This window comes from Fundidesulfovibrio butyratiphilus (assembly GCF_054657235.1).
This window is the reverse complement of sequence record NZ_BAAHXA010000001.1, coordinates 1,634,664-1,651,670: the sequence shown is the minus strand read 5'-3', so window position 1 is coordinate 1,651,670 and position 17,007 is coordinate 1,634,664. Positions and strand designations below refer to the sequence as shown.

The following is a 17,007-nucleotide window of genomic DNA, read 5'->3' as shown; positions in this document are numbered from 1 at the left end:
CCCGGCTATTGCGGCCAGGTCACGGGGCGGTCGCGGTGCATGAGCATCCAGTCGGCGTTTTCGGCCAGGGATTCCCGGCCCAGCTCCATGACCAGGGTGATGAACTGCGCCTCGTCCGGGCCTGGGCGGTTCGTTTTGTTTGCGCCGGGCGATTCGGGGGGCGGACCGGCGAGGTCGGCGGCGCGTTGAAAGATGGCGGCCATGCGCGCGTACTGTTTGATGTGCTGGTCCAGGCCGAGGCGAAACACGTAGCCGGAAAGAAGGGCCGCCAGGGCCGGCAGCAGGCCGATGCCGGTGATGGCCCAGACCTTGACGCCGGGGTTGTCGCCCATGGCGGTGTGTTCGCTTTGCAGCGCGAACCAGGCCACCGCCAGAACGAGGCCGGAGACGAAAAGGGCCAGGGCGGCGAGGTCCAGGCGTTTTTTGCGGGCGCTGTCTTCCCTGTTTCGCTTGGCGAAGTATGCGGCCTGGTCGGCGATCCAGCATTTTGTGACAATCGCCGTTTCCGGCTTGTTTCGCGCGGCGTGCAGGTCGATGGTGCGCAGGGCGTCGCGAATCCAGGTGATTTCGCTGCGGTACTTGCGCAGGTACTGGTCCGACGCCTTGATGGGCACGGCGGCCAGCCTGTAGAACAGCAGAACCCGCAGTCCTTCCGCGAGTCCCCTGTAGTCGATATAGCGCGTGGACCCGCCTCCGGTCTTGTCCCAGGCGTACACCGAAAAACCGGCGACGAAAAACAGGATGTACGCCCCAAGCGCCACAGGAACGGACGCGATGTTGGAATACCAGTTGAAGGCAAGCAGCATGAGTCCGGCCGCGGCGAAGATGGCTTGCATTCGCCGATGGGCTCGACGTTGCAGTTCTCCGGCCAGTGCGTCCGCAGCGGAGAATGCGCCGAGGATGTGTTTTTCTCCGGAATGCAGAGGAACTTTGGCCTCATCGAGTCCGAGGTATTGTCTGGACTGCTCCAGAAGTTCGGGTTTCGACCGCTTCAGGCGTTCGGATTCGGCGTTGAACGTGTCCAAGGCCCGCAGCATGGCAGTGGTTTCCCGGGCCCGGTCCTTGTCGAGCACGACCCATTGGAACAGGTTTTCGATTCGGCCCGAGCCCTTTCGAGGCACGTACAGGGCGTGTACGATCCGCGACTCGGGCGCGTCGAGCAGCATGGCCGGGTCCGTGCGGTCGCGTCGGGAGGGGCCGCGCAGAAATTGTTTCATGACGCAACGGGTGCCGCCGGCCTTGGAAGACTCCTTGCCGTCCCACAACGCGAGCAGGAGATGGCTGTGCCTGGCCAGGTAGCTTCCCACCAGGGTGTACTGGTTCTGATTGTCCTCGAAACGGGGCGGCAACGGGATGGTGAACGTTTCGACGCAGCTTTGGAGCAGCGTCCGAAACTCGCGGCGCAGTTCCTGGGGCTTACGATGCGGATGGGCCGGGGCGTCGAAGTCTTTTTCGAAATGGTCCGCCGATCCGGGCAGCACGGCCACCAGTTCGCATCCCATCTCCAGGGCGGCCCGGGCGAAGATCATGTCCGCGCCTTCGGCCAGGCCGCTCAGACAGCGGATGGGCGTGTGTCGGTACTGCTTGCGAATTGTTTTCAGTCTGCTCTTGATACACGACAACAGCTTTTCGTCGTGGATGGGGTCGATGTCGCGATGGCCGGTGACGGCCACCACCAGGGGGATCAGGTGGGACGCGCCTTCGGGGTCGTTGAAGGCCCGAACGGCCGGCTCCGGGGATTGGGTGTCAGGCATCGCGTTCTCGCAAAAGGTTTTCGAGGTTTTGGCGCACTATTCGCGTGTGGGGATGATCTGGCCCCAGTTTTTTTTCCCATATTTGCAAGGCCCTCCTGAGGAGGGGCTTTGCGCCCTGGTAGTCGCCCTGGGCGTAAACCAGCGTTGCCAGGTTGTTCAGGCTGATGGCGACATCCGGGTGGTCAGGCCCCAAGGCTTTCTCCCGGATTTCCAGAGCCCGCCTGTGGAACTGCTCCGCGCCCGGGAAATCGCCTTGAACGCGCAACAACTCCGCCAGGTTGTTCAGGCTTTGTGCGACATCCGGGTGGTCCGGCCCCAGGGCTTTCTCCCGGATTTCCAGAGCCCGTCTGTGGAACTGCTCCGCGCCGGGAAATCGCCTTGAACGCGCAACAACTCCGCCAGGTTGTTCAGGCTTTGCGCGACATCGGGGTGGTCAGGCCCCAGGGCTTTCTCCCAGATTTGGAGGGATCGCCTGAAGAGCGGCTCCGCGCCAGGGTAGTCCCCCTGGGCCTTGAGCACCATGGCCAGGTTGTTCAGGCTGTTGGCGACATCGGGGTGCTCCGGCCCCAGGGTTTTCTCTCGGATGTGCAGGGCTCGCCTGTAGAGCGGCTCTGCGCCTTGGAAATCGCCCAGGGCCTGAAGCAGCGATGCCAGGTTGTTCAGGCTTTGCGCGACATCCGGGTTGTCCGGCCCCAGGGTTTTCTCTCGGATGTGCAGGGCCCGTCTGTAGAGCGGCTCCGCGCTTTGGAAATCGCCTTGGGAGTGAAGCAGCGTTGCCAGGTTGTTCAGGCTTTGCGCGACATCGGGGTGGTCCGGCCCCAGGGCTTTCTCCCAGATTTGGAGGGATCGCCTGAAGAGCGGCTCCGCGCCCTGGTAGTCGCCTTGGGCGTAAAGCAGCCCGGCCAGGTTGTTCAGGCTGTTGGCGACATCGGGGTGCTTCGGCCCCAGGGCTTTCTCCCAGATGTGCAGGGCCCGCCTGAAGAGCGGCTCCGCGCCCTGGAAATCGCCTTGGGCGTAAAGCAGCAGGGCCAGGTTGTTCAGGATTTGCGCGACATGGGGGTGTTCCGGCCCTAGAGTTTTCTCCCGGATGTGGAGGGCTCGCCTGGAGAGCGGCTCCGCGCCCTGGAAATCGCCCTGAACGCGCAACAACTCCGCCAGGTTGTTCAGGCTTGTGGCGACATGGGGGTGGTCCAGCCCCAAGGCTTTCTCCATGATATGCAGGGCTCGCCTATAAAGCGGCTCCGCGCCAGGGTAGTCCCCCTGGGCCTTGAGCAGCATGGCCAGGTTGCTCAGGTTGATGGCGACATGGGGGTGTTCCGGCCCCAGGGAATTCTCCCATATCAGCAGGGCCCGCCTGTACAGCGGCTCCGCGCCCTGGTAGTCGCCCTGAGCGTAAAGCAGCATGGCCAGGTTGTTCAAACCGGTTGCGACATCCAAGTGGTCGGAGCCCAGGGTGGCTTCACTCAGGGTGAGGCTTTTTTCGCTGTGGTACCTGGCCTCTTCGTAGTTTCCGCTTCGCCAAAGCAGGGTGGAAACGCTACCGCAAACCCCGGCCAGTTCCTCTCCCGGCATGCCGTCTTGCTCGCAGGCCTCCACGGCCTGACGGTAGGTGGCGGCCATGTCCAGGTTGTCGCCGATGGTGAGCCACAGGGCTACCAGGTCGTAGACGCGCGCGTCGGCGGTCATGCGGGCGATCATAACCGGGTGGGAGAGAAACGTCTTCAGCTCCCTCCACCGCCCGGTGGCCACCAGGTGTTCGGCCAGGTGGTCGCGGGCGTAGGCGTCCATGTCCCCCGCGCCGCGCTGGAACGCGGCCCAGCCCGCGTCGGCCAGGCGCTCGTGCCCTTTTTTCGCCAGCACCAGATACTTTCCGGCCTTGTCCCGGTCGGCCAGCCACTCCAACAGGGTGCGGTGGCAGGGACGCAACACTCCCCCCTCCACAAGCACCAACGCCCCGAACATGCCTGGGTTTTCTTCCGTTTCGTACTCGTCCCAGCCCAGTAGTCGCCCGGCGTGGTCCAGGGCCAAGGGCACGCGTGCGGCGGCCATGACTTCCAAAAGCGGGCGGGCCACTGCTTTGTAGGCCTCGGGCGCGTTCCCCGCCCCGTCTAGGGGAAACTGCCTGGCGAAAAAACGGGCGTAGTAGCCGCCCAGGCCCTGGGGAAAGGCCTGAACGTCGTCCAGGCTGAGCCGGTCCTGGCGCAACTCGTCGAGAACGCAACGCACATAGAGAAAGATGCCCTCGCTACGATCGAGAATCGTCTCCAGAACCTGATCGGCAACGGGCTCGTCCCGGTTGAATGCGCGCAGATGCCGGGCCAGGTAGTCACGCAGGTCCGCCCGGTTCTCGCCTTCGAAGGTGTCCATGGACACGTGGCTGAAGCCTTGCAACGGGTGGAGCACCTCCTGTTCCGGCCGGCTGGTGAGAAACACCTTGAGCCAGGGGGGCGCCTTCTCCAGCCCCTGGGCCAGCATGTTCGCCAGGTCGTTGCGCCCGTTTTGCGTGGCCTCGTCCAGGGCGTCGATGCACAGCACCACGTTCCGGTCCGGCCGGGGAAAGTTGGAGGAGAGCGGTTCGAGAATCAGGCTCTCGAAAAGGGTCGAGGCGTCGGCCTCGGCGAGAATTTTCTCCAGGTCGAGGGCCGCCAGGCGGTCGTGGTAGTCGGGCAACTGCGTGCCCAGCTGGCAGGCCAGGGAGAGCACGCAGGTGCGCGGATTGGACCGGAAGACGTTGTCCCACGAGCAGAGAAACACCCCGCCCACCTCGCGGCGCTTGCGGCACAGCCAACTGGCGAAGGCTGTCTTGCCGCTGCCGGGCCTGCCCGTGAGCCAGTAGAGCTTCTGGGCGTTTTCGTCGCGCAGCCAAGCGTCCACATGGTCCTTCAGCCACTGGCGGCCTTCGAATCCGGCCAGGTGGCGCTCGATCTCGGCGTCGGCCCGGGTCAGGTCGTCCCCCAGAAGGGCCAGAAGCCGCGAGCGGCCGCCTTCCTCGTCCAGGCGTCCGTGCTCCAGGGCCTGGCGCAGCCGGGCCAGGCCGGCCTGGTAGCGTTCCTCCCGCTCGGCCAGGGGAATGCTGTCGCGCATGTCCAGCCACTGGTAGCGGGCGATGGAAAGGGGCAACTCGCACCAGACCACCATCACCGGCACGATGCGCAGGTGCTTGTCCAGGGCGCGGCTCAGTTCGTTCAGGCAGAATCCGTCCGGCCGGCGGGCGGAATGGGGGGTGACCAGAAACACCAGGCAACTCTGGTCGGGCGCTTCGGCCAGCCAGGCCAGTCCTTGTTCGATGGCGTGGTCAAAGGCCGGAGTCCCCGGAACCAGGCGCTCGTGGTCGATCCAGACCGTGTGGCCGCAGGCGGTCAGGTCGTCTTTCAGACGGTTGGCGAATTCGGCGTGCTCGTCGTGGCCGTAGCTGAGAAAGATGCGCTTGCGCGCCTCGGGGGCGGTTTTCATGCGGGACTCCGATTCGTCCGGTTTTCGCGGTGGAGACAAGTCCGAGGGGAGCCTTCGGGACGAGTCGGGGCGGGCAGGGCTGTCGGCCATTCGACAAGCCTATCTCGCATTCCACGTCAAAAGGGGCAGGCGTGACCAATACCTCTTGCCCATGCTGCATACTTCGCGGGGGGCTGATCGTCCAGCCGTACGGACGGGCAAGACAAAACAACGCACGCGCCGCGCGTCGCCACGCTGCGCGACAAGGCCACGGCGCGTCTTTCCGGCTGGCGCTTCCGGGCTGGTTGTGCCAGGAACACCCGCATGAATACGCACTCCCCCGTGCCCGTGGTCCGGGCGATCATCGTGGACCCGAAGAAAAGAGTCCTGCTGCTGAGGCGCGACAATACCGGCTATGCCTCGGGGCAGTGGTGCCTGCCGGGAGGAAAGATCGACCACGGACAGACCGCGGAAGCGGCCGTGATCCGCGAAGTGCTGGAAGAAACCGCGCTCACGGTGGTGAAACAGACGTTTCTCTTCTATCAGGACAGCCTGCCTCAGACGCCAGACGGCATGCATTGCCTCAACCTCTATTTCGCCTGCGCGGTCGAGGGAACGCTCAAGCTCAACAGCGAATCCTCCGAGTGCCTCTGGGCGAACAGAGAGGAACTCGCCGGCCTGCCCATCGCCTTTCGTAACGGCGAAGCCCTGGCCGACTACTGGAGTCACCCCCAAGGCGCGGGGGGCGCAGACGCATGCACATGATGGCAGGGATTTGCCCGTGTTGAGGGCATGACTTTTTTCGCAGCAACGCAGCCGGCAAGGATTTTCCAAAAGGCTGCTATGCCATACGCATGACCAGCGGCGTCTTGCACCGCGCTTTTCATTACGCTTTTCAGGTCTGAGGATTCGGTAGGGAACAAAGTCCTCGCAAACCCAAAAAGGGTCCGCGACTTTCGTCGCGGACCCTTGCTTTCATGGTGCCGAGGGGGTGAATCGAACACCCGACACAGGGATTTTCAGTCCCTTCACAATGCTTTCACTCGCCTTCACTGGATTCCACTAAAACCGTTGACTGGAGCCACTTCCAGGCCTATTTACCTTCACAGAGCTTCACTCGAAAACACCTCGTTTCCTCTGTTTTTGGGGGACAGGTGGGGGACAGAAAGTCCGGGGGACAAGATGGGCTACCAGTGGCACCAGACCAAGCACGAGGGCGTAAGGTATCGGGAGCACCCGACCCGGAGGCATGGCGTCAAGCTCGATCAGTATTTCGCCATTCGCTACCGCGTGGACGGTAAGCGTCGGGAAGAAAGTTTGGGATGGGCAAGCCAGGGGTGGACCGCCCAAAAAGCGGCCTTGGAGCTTGCCAAGCTCAAGGAGGCTCACCGGACAGGCGAAGGGGCCGTGACCTTGGCAGAAAAGCGCGCACAGGCCGAAACCGAGCGCAAGGCCAGGCAGGAAGCCGAAGCCCAAGAAGCCCGTGAGGCGATGACCTTTACCGAGTTCTTCACGAACCACTATGCCCCGCACGCCTGTCAGGACAAGAAGGCGTGTTCCTTTACACGGGAAGACTCGCTGTTTCGCAACTGGATATCCAAGGCCATCGGTTCGCGCCCCCTTCGGAAGATTGGTGTGGTGGACCTGGAACGCCTCAAGCGCGCCATGAACGAAGGCGGTCTGAAGCCCCGCACCGTCGAATATGCCCTGGCCGTGGTTCGTCAGGTTTTCAACCATGCGCGCCGTCTGGGCTTCTATGCGGGGGACTCCCCCACCAGGCTGGTGAAGAAACCCAAGGTGAGCAATGCCCGCTTGCGCTACATGGAGCATTCCGAGGCGGAATCCCTCCTTCAGGCCTTGGGGGAGGTAAGCCCGGACGTGAGGGACATGGCCTTTCTGTCGCTGCATTGCGGTCTACGCTTCGGAGAGGCCGCCGCCCTGACATGGAACAACGTGGACTTCTCCAAGGGGCTCTTGACCCTGCTGGACACGAAGCACGGCGATAGGCAGGTGCCCATGACCGCCCTGGTCAAGGCCATGCTTCAAGACCGGGCATGGGATGAACCCACCGGCCTAGTGTTCCCCGCCCGTGGTGGGGGCCAGCGGGACCGCATATCCAAGACCTTTATGCAGGCCGTGGACCGCCTCGGGCTGAACGCCGGGCGGGAGGACGCAAGGGAGCGCGTCTGCTTCCATACCCTGCGCCACACGTTCGCAAGCTGGCATGTTTTGGCCGGGACGGACCTCTACACGCTGGGCAGGCTCATGGGCCACAAGACGCCTGCCATGACCGCCCGGTACGGCCACTTGAGCCCGGAAGGGGCGGCGCGGGCCACGCGAGCTTTCGAGGCGGCCATGGACGCACGGACCAAGCGCGCCAAGGTGGTGAGCCTGGATGTCCGGGGGATGGAATGATTACCGCCACAAATTGACTTTCATCGTTTTTGGGCGGTAAGTCAGGCAAGGGGGTACCGTAACCATGGCGCTTGTCATCAAAGGAATCCTTGAAGAAAGCCGGGACTACTACCGCAAGCTGAAGCTGGAAAACGTTGGTCGCTTGCTCATAAATCCAAGAGGCTCTTTATACCGAAAGGATGAAGGCGAAAGCTCCTTTCTCTACCTGCGCAGGGTTGAGAAAGGAGCAAAGCGACATATCTACATCGGCAAGAGTGATTCCGCCTATGCCTCCCTCATTTCCCAGGGACTTGCCCTGCACACCAAGGCCGTTGGCGCAGTCCGTGAAGCCAAAGCCGCCATGAAGGAACTTGGAATGTCCAGCAAGGAAATAAAAACCGAGGATTACTTTCCCGTCTTGCAACAGCTTTTTCAAGTCATGGCCGATAGCGGGCTCTGGGACGAAGGAATGGCTCTCGTCGGCTCCTGGTGCTTCAAGGTCTATCAAAACTACTGCGGCGTGGAATACTTCCCGGAGCGTACTCTTGACGTGGATTTCGCCATTCGCCTCCCCTACCGTGGAAAAAAGGTCAACCTCGGGGATATGCTCAAGAATCTGGGGCTCGAAGAAGTCATCAACCACGCGGACGGAACGGTTTTCTACCGGGGCGGCGAACTGGCCGTGGAATTTCTCAAGGACAGGGTGGGGGATGGCCGGGAGCGCGGCGGTGTGTATGAGGCCGACATCGGCATCGCCCCGGTGGCGGTCCCCTACATGCGAATTCTGCTGTCCAATCCCATGGAGGTCAAAGCCCGAGACCTTGGCCGGGTGGTGGTGCCGTCCATGGCGGCTTTCCTCCTCCACAAGCTGCTCGTGGCCTCGGAGCGTCGCAAGGAAGACAAGCGCCTGAAGGATTACCGGCAGGTGGAAGCCGTCGCCAAGGCCATCTTGTCCAATCCCGCCATGGTCGAGGACGTAGAGCGTGTTGCCGGCGGGCTGCACAAAAAATGGGTGAAAAAAATAGCGGCCTCGGCAGGGAAAGCCGGTGCGGAGCTTGACGCTACGAATGTCGTCTTGCGGATGTCGGGGATCATCGGGAGCGTGTAATTCTGTGGGGCCAAATCGTAGGCCGCGACATCCACCCTGTGAGGAATATTTTTCATCTGAGGGCATATGCGTCGTATATGCCCCAAAACCTTTTGGAGTGCCCTCCCGTCTCTGATACTCTTCCCGTGAAATTCATATCTCACAGGAGGAGTGCTTTTATGCCGAACACAGTTGATGCTCTTGTTCAAGAGCTTAAAGACTCTCTGCCGCCAGTATTTGCTGGGGCGGCCTTGGACAGGTTAACCGGCGATGCCATCCTTTGGAGAACAGTTCAGAACGCTCGGTCCAACAAACAAATCCCGGAAAGTTGCTTTGTCTACTCGGGGCGCAAGGTCCTTGTCTGCCGCGACGCTTTTCTACACTGGTGGCAGACATCTCTGAGTGAATCTCCCCGGCGTAATGAGGGATCTTAGCCCATGGTTGTCATCAAGGAGGGCAAGCACCTCAAGCCCCAGCAGTCGATTCGCAAAAAGGGCCTCGAATGCATGGGCGGTCAAGCCGGTAGGAGCGCGTAGCCATGAAACGCAAAACCCCCAACCACATGGGCCGGGGGTTGCGGGAAATGGGACCGGACACCCCTTTTCTCGCCAACCAGGCCCGCGCCGTCAAGACGTTTCTCGTTCCCCTGGCCGCCTGCGAATGTGCCCCCGCCATCCTGGCGGCTTTCCCGGCGCGCGCCTTTCACCTGGGGGTGGCCTGATGCCGGAACACGACAACAACACCGCTTCCGCCCAGCGCGCCCGCCTCCTTGACGCCTTGCGCCGTGAGAGTTTGACCACGCTGGAGGCCCGGAGCAAGCTGGACGTGCTGCACCCCGCCGCGCGCGTCATGGAGCTTCGCCGACGGGGGCATAGCATCGTGACCGTCTGGACCGTGGACCTCACGCCCGAGGGCAGGCCGCACCGCGTGGCCAGGTACATCCTTCGCTAGGGGGGGGGGGAGATGAACGGTCGCATCGACTTCGTCCGCGTCAACACGGCGGCCTTGGCGAACCTGCCCGCTCTGTTGGAGCGGTGGTTGCCCGGCGGCAAGCGCGAGGGGGGGGAGTGGGTTTGCGGCTCCATCGGAGGCGAACCCGGCAGCTCGTGCTCCACGAACTTGGCCACATGCGTAGGCGGGGACTTCGCGGGGGAAGCGCGGTGGAATGACCCTGTGAGCCTGTATGCGGCCCTTCAGGGGCTCAAGCAGGGAGAAGCCGCCCGCAAACTGGCGCGGGAGCTTGGCCTTGATCCTGGGGACGGCGCGGCTCCGGCCGGGACAAGGGAGCAGGCGCGCAAGCGCATGGTGGCGGCTTACGACTATTTCGGGGCGGACGGTCAACTTGTCTTCCAGGTGACCCGGTGGGAACCCAAGACCTTCACGCAGCGCAGACCAGACGGCCAAGGTGGCTGGATTCCCAGCGTCAAGGGAATCGACCTTGTGCCTTACCGACTGCCTGAGGTGCTCAAGGCCCGCACCATCTTCATCGTGGAAGGCGAGAAGGACGCGGACGCCCTGGCGGCGATGGGACTTACGGCCACGACGTGCGCGCAAGGCGCGGGCAAGTGGCGCGACAGCTACAACCAACACTTTGCGGGCAGGCGCGTATGCCTTTTGCCCGACAATGACGAACCTGGGCGCAAGCATGTCCAGGACGTGGCCGCGCGGCTTCATGGAATTGCCGAAGTGGTCAAGGTTCTCGACTTGCCCGGCCTCCAGCCTAAAGGCGACGTTTCCGACTGGCTGGGGGCCGGGGGAACGCGCGAGGCCCTGGTGGACTTGGCAAAGGCGGCTCAGGAGTGGAAGCCCTCAGGGGACCAGGCGGCGGCTCAAGCGCGAGCCTTCCGGTTCCTGCCCCTTTTGGCCCTCCTTTCCGCGCCAAGGCCCACGCGGTGGCTCATTTCCCCTTTCCTGGAAGAGGGATGCCTAGCTGAAATGTTTGGCGATTCCGAGACCATGAAGAGCTTCCTGGCCATTGACCAGGGGCTTTGTATCGCCTCGAGAACGCCCTGGCACGGCCACGCCGTTCCAAACCCCGGCGCGGTGTTCTACCTGGCCGGCGAAGGGTTCCACGGGCTGTCCAAGCGCATACAGGCCTGGACCGTGGCCCACGGCGTGGACCCGGCCACCATTCCGTTTTTCGTTTCCAACGCTCCGGCGCAGCTTCTGGACGCCGACGGCGTGGCGGACGTGGCGGACGCGGTGGCGGCCCTGGCCGAAGAACACGGCCCCCCCAAACTGGTCATCGTGGACACGCTCAACCGCAACTTCGGCCCCGGAGACGAGAACAACTCCCAGGACATGACCCGCTTTGTCGCGGCCCTGGACGCCCTGAAGGCCCGCTTCGGTTGCGCGATCCTGGTGGTGCATCACTCCGGCCTTGCCAACAAGGACCGCTCTCGGGGTTCGAGCGTGCTCCGGGCGGCCTTGGATTTCGAGTATCGGCTTGCCGTCAAGGGAAACGTCCGCGTGCTGTCCTGCACCAAGAGCAAGGACCATGAGCCCCCGCAGGACATGGCCTTCGAGCCCGAGGAAGTAGGCACGGGCTGGACGGACCCGGAAACCTTGCGGGAAATCACGTCCGTGGTCCTGCGCGAGACGGAAGCGCCAATCGAAGAGACCGGGCAGGAGCCGACAGGGGCGAAGCGTATTGCCCTGGAAGCGCTCACGGAGGCCTACGCCGAAAGGGGCGGGCCGGTTCCCCTCAGCGAGTGGCGACAGGCGGCCTATGCGCGGGGCATTTCTCCCGGCGGTCAGGACGCCAAGAAGAAGGCCTTCGCTCGGGCGCGCAAAGAGCTTGAGGAGACCGGTTTGGTCTGCTTTGAGAACTCTCTGTGGTCGCCTTTCCCAGGGGGACAAAGGGGACAAGGGGGACATGTCCCCCCAATGTCCCTGGGCATAAGGGGGGGACAAAGGGGACACACCCCTTTAGGGGTGTCCCCATGTCCCCCTGCCTGTCCCCCTGACCGATGGGAAGGACCGGGGGAGGTTCTGATATGAACCCGGCCCGCGTTCTTTCCGACCTGGGAGTTTCCGTTTCCCTGGTCGAAGACAAAATCAAACTCTCCGGCCTCGACCGTCTGGCACCCGACGCGGCGGCCCGCGCCGTGGAAGTCGCCAAGGCCAGCCGCGCCGAAATCATCGCCACCCTGGGGGCTCGCAAAACCCCGATCCCTGGACGGGACGTTCTGGCGTCCCTCGACCGATTCTTCGCTTCCGCCCGCCCGCACACGTTCGAGGACGGCGCAGCGGGCCTTGTGGCCCCCGAGCACCGGCCCCCGTCCGTGGAGGTGGTGCGTTGCCCTGTCACGGGTGAGGACCATCCCCGCACGGCTTGCACCGCGTTCGGCGGTTGCCCTGACCTGAACACCTGCCGGGCCTTCAGACGCCCGAGAACGCTTGGAGGTCGTAATGGCTAATAATCGCATCATCGTTCATGTTTTTGAAAAAAATGGACACGGAGAAGTAGTTCAAGTTGCCCTGCAAGAATTTAAGGGCCGCAAATTCGTGGACGTGCGGACATGGTTTCCCGACAAGGCCACGGGCGAGATGCGCCCCAGCCCGGAGGGCCTTGCCCTGAACCTGGACCAGCTTTGCGAACTCTTGGCCGGGCTAGCGAGGACAACATAATATAATTTTCGTGCGCACGCGCGCGTGCGCGAAGGAGGCTTTAGCATGGCCAAAAATGAAACTCACGGAATGACAGGCCGCGTTCATCACCGGCGCATTCCTGGGACCAAGCTTACCGAGTGGGAGCATCGTTATGTCCTATTTTATTGCGCCGATCCGACCAAGACGAATGCGGAAATCTTGACCGAGATCGGCTACCCTTGCGACCCAAAGTTCTACCCCTTCAGGGGCTCGGCCATGTGGCGCAAGCCTGCCGTGCAAGAGGCCATCCACGAGCGGATGCAAGACGTGATGAAGCGCCTTGATATGGACATGTACAAGGTGCTCAAGCGGCTTGTGGACCTTGCCATGACCGATTCCACCGATGTGGTGGATTTCAAAGACGGCAAGGTCAACATTAAGAATTTTGACACGCTCAAGGCGAACCACAAAGCTATCATTGCCGGCGTGGAACAAACGCCGGGCGAATTCGGCACGGCCACCCGGATTAAATTCCGTGACCCCTACCCGGCCTTGGAAAAGCTCTTGCGCGTGCTCGGAGCGGACAACCCCTCCCGGCAGTCTGCCGTCGAACCACACAAGCTCCAAAAAGCCGCCATCCAGGCCGTGAGGTCGAAGAAAAAGAGCGTGATCGATGCCTGCCTTGATCTGGAAGAGGCCGGTGTGCCGATTCCGCAAACCCTGCTCATCATGTTGAGCAAACAGGCCGGCGAAACGCCCGAAGACGACGGCCCCATGGTCATTCCGACGCCGGAAGAGATGGCGGCCAGGGCAGAGGCCAAGATGCGTGAGATCAATGCCCAGCGGGAAACCTTCCTACCCGAGCGCCGTGAGCAGGTCGCCCAGATCAAGAAGGAGATGGCCCAAAACGGCCGTGGTGACTCCTTTGCTCCCGAGAACGTGAAGGACGAAGGGACGGAATAGTCCGTAGCGAAGTTCATAGGGAGATAGCACATGCCATTCTATGCAATGCCAGCCACGTCGGCCTACGGGAATCGTGACCCGAGGGTGAGCGAACGACTCAAAGCGTGGATAACCGGAGCCGGTGAAGCCGTCTGTGGCGTCATAGGCCCCGGCACAACCGAGGATTTGACCGCTAACTGGATCAGTCCATTCGAAGGCGACAGCCTTGGCGACAAGCTCCAGAAGGTGGGCGGATTTATCCAGGGCGAAACGGGAAAGACGTCCAAGACCACGTTGAACTCCAGGCAGGTTTGGCAGGGAAACCAGCCCTACAAGTTCCAACTTGAGTTGAAACTATACGCCCTCCAAGACCCCGAAACTGAGGTCATGCAGGCTATACGGACCCTGAAGCGCCTCGCCTCGCCCAATGCGAACAGTGCCGTTCCAGTCTTTGGGGCGGATGGGTTCAATGTCGGAGACACCCCAACAGTAGTACAACTGTGTATGCGTGGGACGATGATATACAAAGACTGTGTCATAGAGAACCTTTCCATACCTTACGACAAAGAGATAGGTAAGGATGGGAAGTGGATTCGCTCCACGATCAACATGCAGATTTCAACAATCGCAATGCTCAGCAAGAGTGATATTTGATGATGCCGAAAGACCCCATGGACAACCTGACCAAGTTCGCTTCGGCGCTGGAACAGAACACCCGCAACGAAGCCCCGGCCATTCTGCGCCAAGATGTTTTGCCTCTCCTGAGCAAGATCGAGCGAAACACTGCTGGCATCGTTTCCGGCGTGGGGCAGGCAGTCAAGGACGCCACGAAGGCGGCGGCCAAAACGCAGAATGCCGAGGCCAGAAGAGCGTCATCCCGAACGGCAAGACAATCCCCGGCCAAGGCAGAAAAGAACCAGTCCTCAAACGCCAAGGCCGCGATGAAGGACGTGGCCGACGTGGTGGCGGGCGAGGTCGCCAAGGCCGTGGCGAAGGGCACGGCGGCGTCTCGGAAGAGCGCGCCCAAGTCCGCGTCTTCGCCGTCTACCCCAACCGCTCCGCAGGCCGTGGCGTACAGGCGCGGGACAAAGGGCTGGTTTGTCGAACGCAAGGATTCGAGCCAAGCCGAGGCGAAGTCTGCCACGGCCATGGCCGAACGCCGCGACGAACGGGCTCAGGAGCTACAGCGTAAAGGCTTGCTCGACGTGCTCAAGTCCGCGATGGGCAAGCCATCCGTCCTCAAAGGCGGTGGGGATGCGAAGGACGCCGCAGCCTTGTCCGCAGCTGGTCCTATCTGGGGCGCTATCCAAGAGATGGGCGAGTTCGCCGGGGACGCAAAAGACGCCCTTGACCGCGTTCGTGGTGACAAAGCCAGCCCTTTGGCCAAGGCCGAAACGACCACGACGGGGCTCATCCGTGACGCCGTGGGCAGGTTTACGCGGTTTGCAGATTCCGGAGACAAGGGCGTTGCGGTGCAAGAAGCCGTGCTGGAAGAGCAAAAGAAGCTCGTAAGCCAGAGCCAGGAAGCCCGGCGCGCTGACGACAAGAACACCCAAGAGATCAAGCAGGCCATTGCTCAAGGTGGTGGCGGCGGTGGCGGACTTCTTGACACCGCTCTGGATATGGCCGGTGGAGGGAAAGGCGGCAAGGTCGGAAAGATTGGCCGCATGGGACGCATGGGCCGCTTTGGGCGTGGTGCCGGAAGTTTGCTGGGCAGTTTGTTCGGGGTTGGCGAGGCAGGCGGGGCCATCGGCGAAACCGTGGGCAACGCCATTGGCGCGGCAGGCTCGAAAGTGGGCGGTTGGCTTGGCGGGGCCAGCAAGATCGCCTCGCGGGGCCTGCCCGTCCTGGGTGGCCTGCTGTCCGGGGGCATGGAGTATGCCCTGACCGGGAGCGTGGCCAAAGGCGTTGGGTCAGGCGTGGGGTCCACGGTGGGGGCCATTGCTGGCGGGGCCTTGGGTAGTGTGCTTGGCCCGGCTGGCACTGTGGGTGGCGCGGTGCTCGGCGGTATGGCCGGTGACTGGCTCGGGTCGAAAGCCGGCGGGTTGGTTGATGCTCTCATGGGCCTGACCACCGCCGTTGAGGACTCGGACAAGAAACACGAGCGCGAGGCCAAGGGATCAAAACCTTCTGGCGGATTCTTCGACTTTTTGTCGAACGCCTGGAGCGGGGCAAAGGACACCGTAGGCAAGGGATGGGAGGCCACCAAGGGGGCCGTGGGAGGGGCCTATGACGCAGCTAAGGGCGGTGCGGGGAAAGCCTGGGATGCGACCAAGGAGGCCGGTGGGGCGGCATGGGAGACAGTAACGAGGTGGACCGGCCTTGGCGACTCGACGAAGAAGTACGAGAGCGGTTCTCGGGGAGTATCGACGGTTTCGAATGGCCAGGGCGACCCCGGAGGCGTGAGCTACGGCACATATCAACTCGCCTCCAAAACCGGCACGGCGGCGGCGTTCATGCGGTCGAAAGAGGCCGGTGCATTTAGTCCACAATTTGCGGGCCTGACCCCTGGCACGCCTGAATTTTCCGCCAAATGGAAAGAAGTTGCGGCCAAAGACCCCGAGGGCCTGCATAAGGCTGAAAAAGCGTACCTTGAGCGCACCCACTTTGTTCTCCAGGCAGCGAAGGCGGATAGTCTTGGCTTCGACATGAGCAATCCGGCCCTGCGCGATGCGGTTTGGTCGGGCTCGATCCAGCATGGCCGTTTTGGCAAAGTGCTGGAAAAGGCGGCGGCGGGCAAAGACCTGCGCTCAATGTCGGCTGAAGATCAGATCAAAGCCATGTACGATGCGAGGAGCCAGTACGCCGACAGCCTGGGCGTAACGCCAGCGGCAGGGAGTGGAAGGTACAAACGTGAGATTCAGGATGTTCTTGCCCTCAACTCGAACTTCCAGGAAAAGAAGGGGGCCTCTGCCGAGGCCGTCCCTGCCGTACAGCCTTTGGCCTCTGGCGTTGACCAGCGGCGGGCTGACTTGAACCAAAAGATTGCCGATGCCGAGGCTTCCGGTAACACCAGCAGGGCCGATGCCTACCGTAAAATAGCAGCCAGAGAAGGCGTCGACCTCAATGCCAAATCGACTGTCGAGGCCAAGCCGGTAACACCTACAGAACTCGCCATGAACGCCACCACTAGGGATGCAGCCGTACAGCGCCGTATCGCCCAAGCCGAAGCGTCCGGTGACACGGCCAGCGCTGACAAATGGCGTGCCTTTTCCGCAAGCAAAACCGCCAATCCGGAACCGAAACAAGCCGAAGCGACCCCGGCAGTGGACGCTACGGCCGAGGCAAAAGGCCTTGCCCAGGACATGAAGGCGGCACAGGCGCAGTTCGCATCGTTCGCGGGCAACATGGTCGATGAAACCCCGAAGTCCATGGCGGCCATGGTCGGCAACATGGCGCAGTCTGTGCTTGCCGTCTCCACGATGCAAAAACTGACCACGCCTCCCTCCGTGGCGGACATAAGCCCGACGTTCGGCACGGCCATGAACAACATCAACATCCCCGGCTTGTCTGACCTGACCGCGAAACTAGAGAAGATGGCGGAAGGGCTCGGGAACTTCGGCAAAGAGAAAGAAAGGGACACTGAAAGTCGTGAAACTCCAGCAATACCGATCGAGTTTGACGACTCACTCTTGGTGCTCTTCTCGCATGACAGGCTGTAAATCGCAATTTAACGGCAGAAAGTATGCATAAAATGCAAACCTTGAGAAATGAAGTTTGCAGGGGAAGCCAATGCAACGGGAATAAATGATTTATGATGACAGGTGTCATATTCATGATAATGTCTTCAAAATTCAGTATGGAGAC

The 17,007-nt window shown here is 62.1% G+C and carries 13 protein-coding genes and 2 pseudogenes; 11 read left to right on the top strand and 4 right to left on the bottom strand.

Annotated features, from left to right (window positions below; all coding sequences use genetic code 11):
* Positions 1-5 precede the first annotated feature (5 nt).
* The 4 genes and pseudogenes from ACYQ01_RS07775 to ACYQ01_RS07760 all read right to left on the bottom strand — a co-directional run.
* Positions 6-1,754 carry a hypothetical protein gene (locus tag ACYQ01_RS07775; RefSeq protein WP_459933263.1) on the bottom strand — a complete coding sequence of 583 codons (1,749 nt, stop codon included), beginning with the start codon at positions 1,752-1,754 and terminating at the stop codon, positions 6-8.
* A complete protein-coding gene (locus ACYQ01_RS07770) occupies positions 1,747-2,019 on the bottom strand; it encodes a tetratricopeptide repeat protein (RefSeq protein ID WP_459933902.1) in 273 nt (90 codons plus the stop codon). Before ACYQ01_RS07770 ends, ACYQ01_RS07775 begins: the two co-directional genes overlap by 8 nt.
* Positions 2,011-2,097 (bottom strand): annotated as a pseudogene (locus ACYQ01_RS07765) (tetratricopeptide repeat protein); the annotation flags it as partial. The gene ACYQ01_RS07770 and the pseudogene ACYQ01_RS07765, both read right to left, overlap by 9 nt.
* A 38-nt stretch (positions 2,098-2,135) precedes the next feature.
* Positions 2,136-5,207 (bottom strand): annotated as a pseudogene (locus ACYQ01_RS07760) (tetratricopeptide repeat protein); the annotation flags it as partial.
* Between the two features lie 303 nt (positions 5,208-5,510).
* Here ACYQ01_RS07760 and ACYQ01_RS07755 point away from each other — a divergent pair.
* The 11 genes from ACYQ01_RS07755 to ACYQ01_RS07705 all read left to right on the top strand — a co-directional run bounded on the left by ACYQ01_RS07755 (position 5,511) and on the right by ACYQ01_RS07705 (position 16,862).
* A complete protein-coding gene (locus ACYQ01_RS07755; protein ID WP_459933262.1) occupies positions 5,511-5,951 on the top strand; it encodes an NUDIX hydrolase in 441 nt (146 codons plus the stop codon).
* A gap of 417 nt (positions 5,952-6,368) precedes the next feature.
* Positions 6,369-7,601: a tyrosine-type recombinase/integrase gene (locus ACYQ01_RS07750; protein WP_459933261.1), complete on the top strand. Its 1,233-nt coding sequence runs from the start codon at positions 6,369-6,371 to the stop codon at positions 7,599-7,601.
* Positions 7,602-7,665: 64 nt separating this feature from the next.
* Positions 7,666-8,688, top strand: a complete 1,023-nt coding sequence (locus tag ACYQ01_RS07745; protein ID WP_459933260.1) for a GSU2403 family nucleotidyltransferase fold protein — start codon at positions 7,666-7,668, stop codon at positions 8,686-8,688.
* Positions 8,689-9,205: 517 nt separating this feature from the next.
* Positions 9,206-9,388, top strand: coding sequence for a hypothetical protein (locus tag ACYQ01_RS07740; RefSeq protein ID WP_459933259.1), 183 nt, complete (start codon positions 9,206-9,208; stop codon positions 9,386-9,388).
* Complete coding sequence (locus tag ACYQ01_RS07735) at positions 9,388-9,618, top strand: helix-turn-helix domain-containing protein (protein WP_459933258.1); 231 nt, start codon at positions 9,388-9,390, stop codon at positions 9,616-9,618. The genes ACYQ01_RS07740 and ACYQ01_RS07735 overlap by 1 nt, the downstream gene beginning before the upstream one ends.
* Before the next feature lie 12 nt (positions 9,619-9,630).
* A complete protein-coding gene (locus ACYQ01_RS07730) occupies positions 9,631-11,667 on the top strand; it encodes an AAA family ATPase (protein ID WP_459933257.1) in 2,037 nt (678 codons plus the stop codon).
* The gene (locus tag ACYQ01_RS07725) at positions 11,664-12,086 is read left to right on the top strand and encodes a hypothetical protein (RefSeq protein ID WP_459933256.1); all 423 of its coding nucleotides are present in this window, start codon (positions 11,664-11,666) and stop codon (positions 12,084-12,086) included. The genes ACYQ01_RS07730 and ACYQ01_RS07725 overlap by 4 nt, the downstream gene beginning before the upstream one ends.
* The gene (locus tag ACYQ01_RS07720; protein ID WP_459933255.1) at positions 12,079-12,297 is read left to right on the top strand and encodes a transcriptional coactivator p15/PC4 family protein; all 219 of its coding nucleotides are present in this window, start codon (positions 12,079-12,081) and stop codon (positions 12,295-12,297) included. The genes ACYQ01_RS07725 and ACYQ01_RS07720 overlap by 8 nt, the downstream gene beginning before the upstream one ends.
* A gap of 45 nt (positions 12,298-12,342) precedes the next feature.
* Complete coding sequence (locus tag ACYQ01_RS07715) at positions 12,343-13,221, top strand: terminase small subunit (RefSeq protein ID WP_459933254.1); 879 nt, start codon at positions 12,343-12,345, stop codon at positions 13,219-13,221.
* A gap of 30 nt (positions 13,222-13,251) precedes the next feature.
* Positions 13,252-13,854 carry a hypothetical protein gene (locus ACYQ01_RS07710; protein ID WP_459933253.1) on the top strand — a complete coding sequence of 201 codons (603 nt, stop codon included), beginning with the start codon at positions 13,252-13,254 and terminating at the stop codon, positions 13,852-13,854.
* A gap of 17 nt (positions 13,855-13,871) precedes the next feature.
* Positions 13,872-16,862, top strand: a complete 2,991-nt coding sequence (locus ACYQ01_RS07705) for a VgrG-related protein (RefSeq protein WP_459933252.1) — start codon at positions 13,872-13,874, stop codon at positions 16,860-16,862.
* Positions 16,863-17,007: the final 145 nt, after the last annotated feature.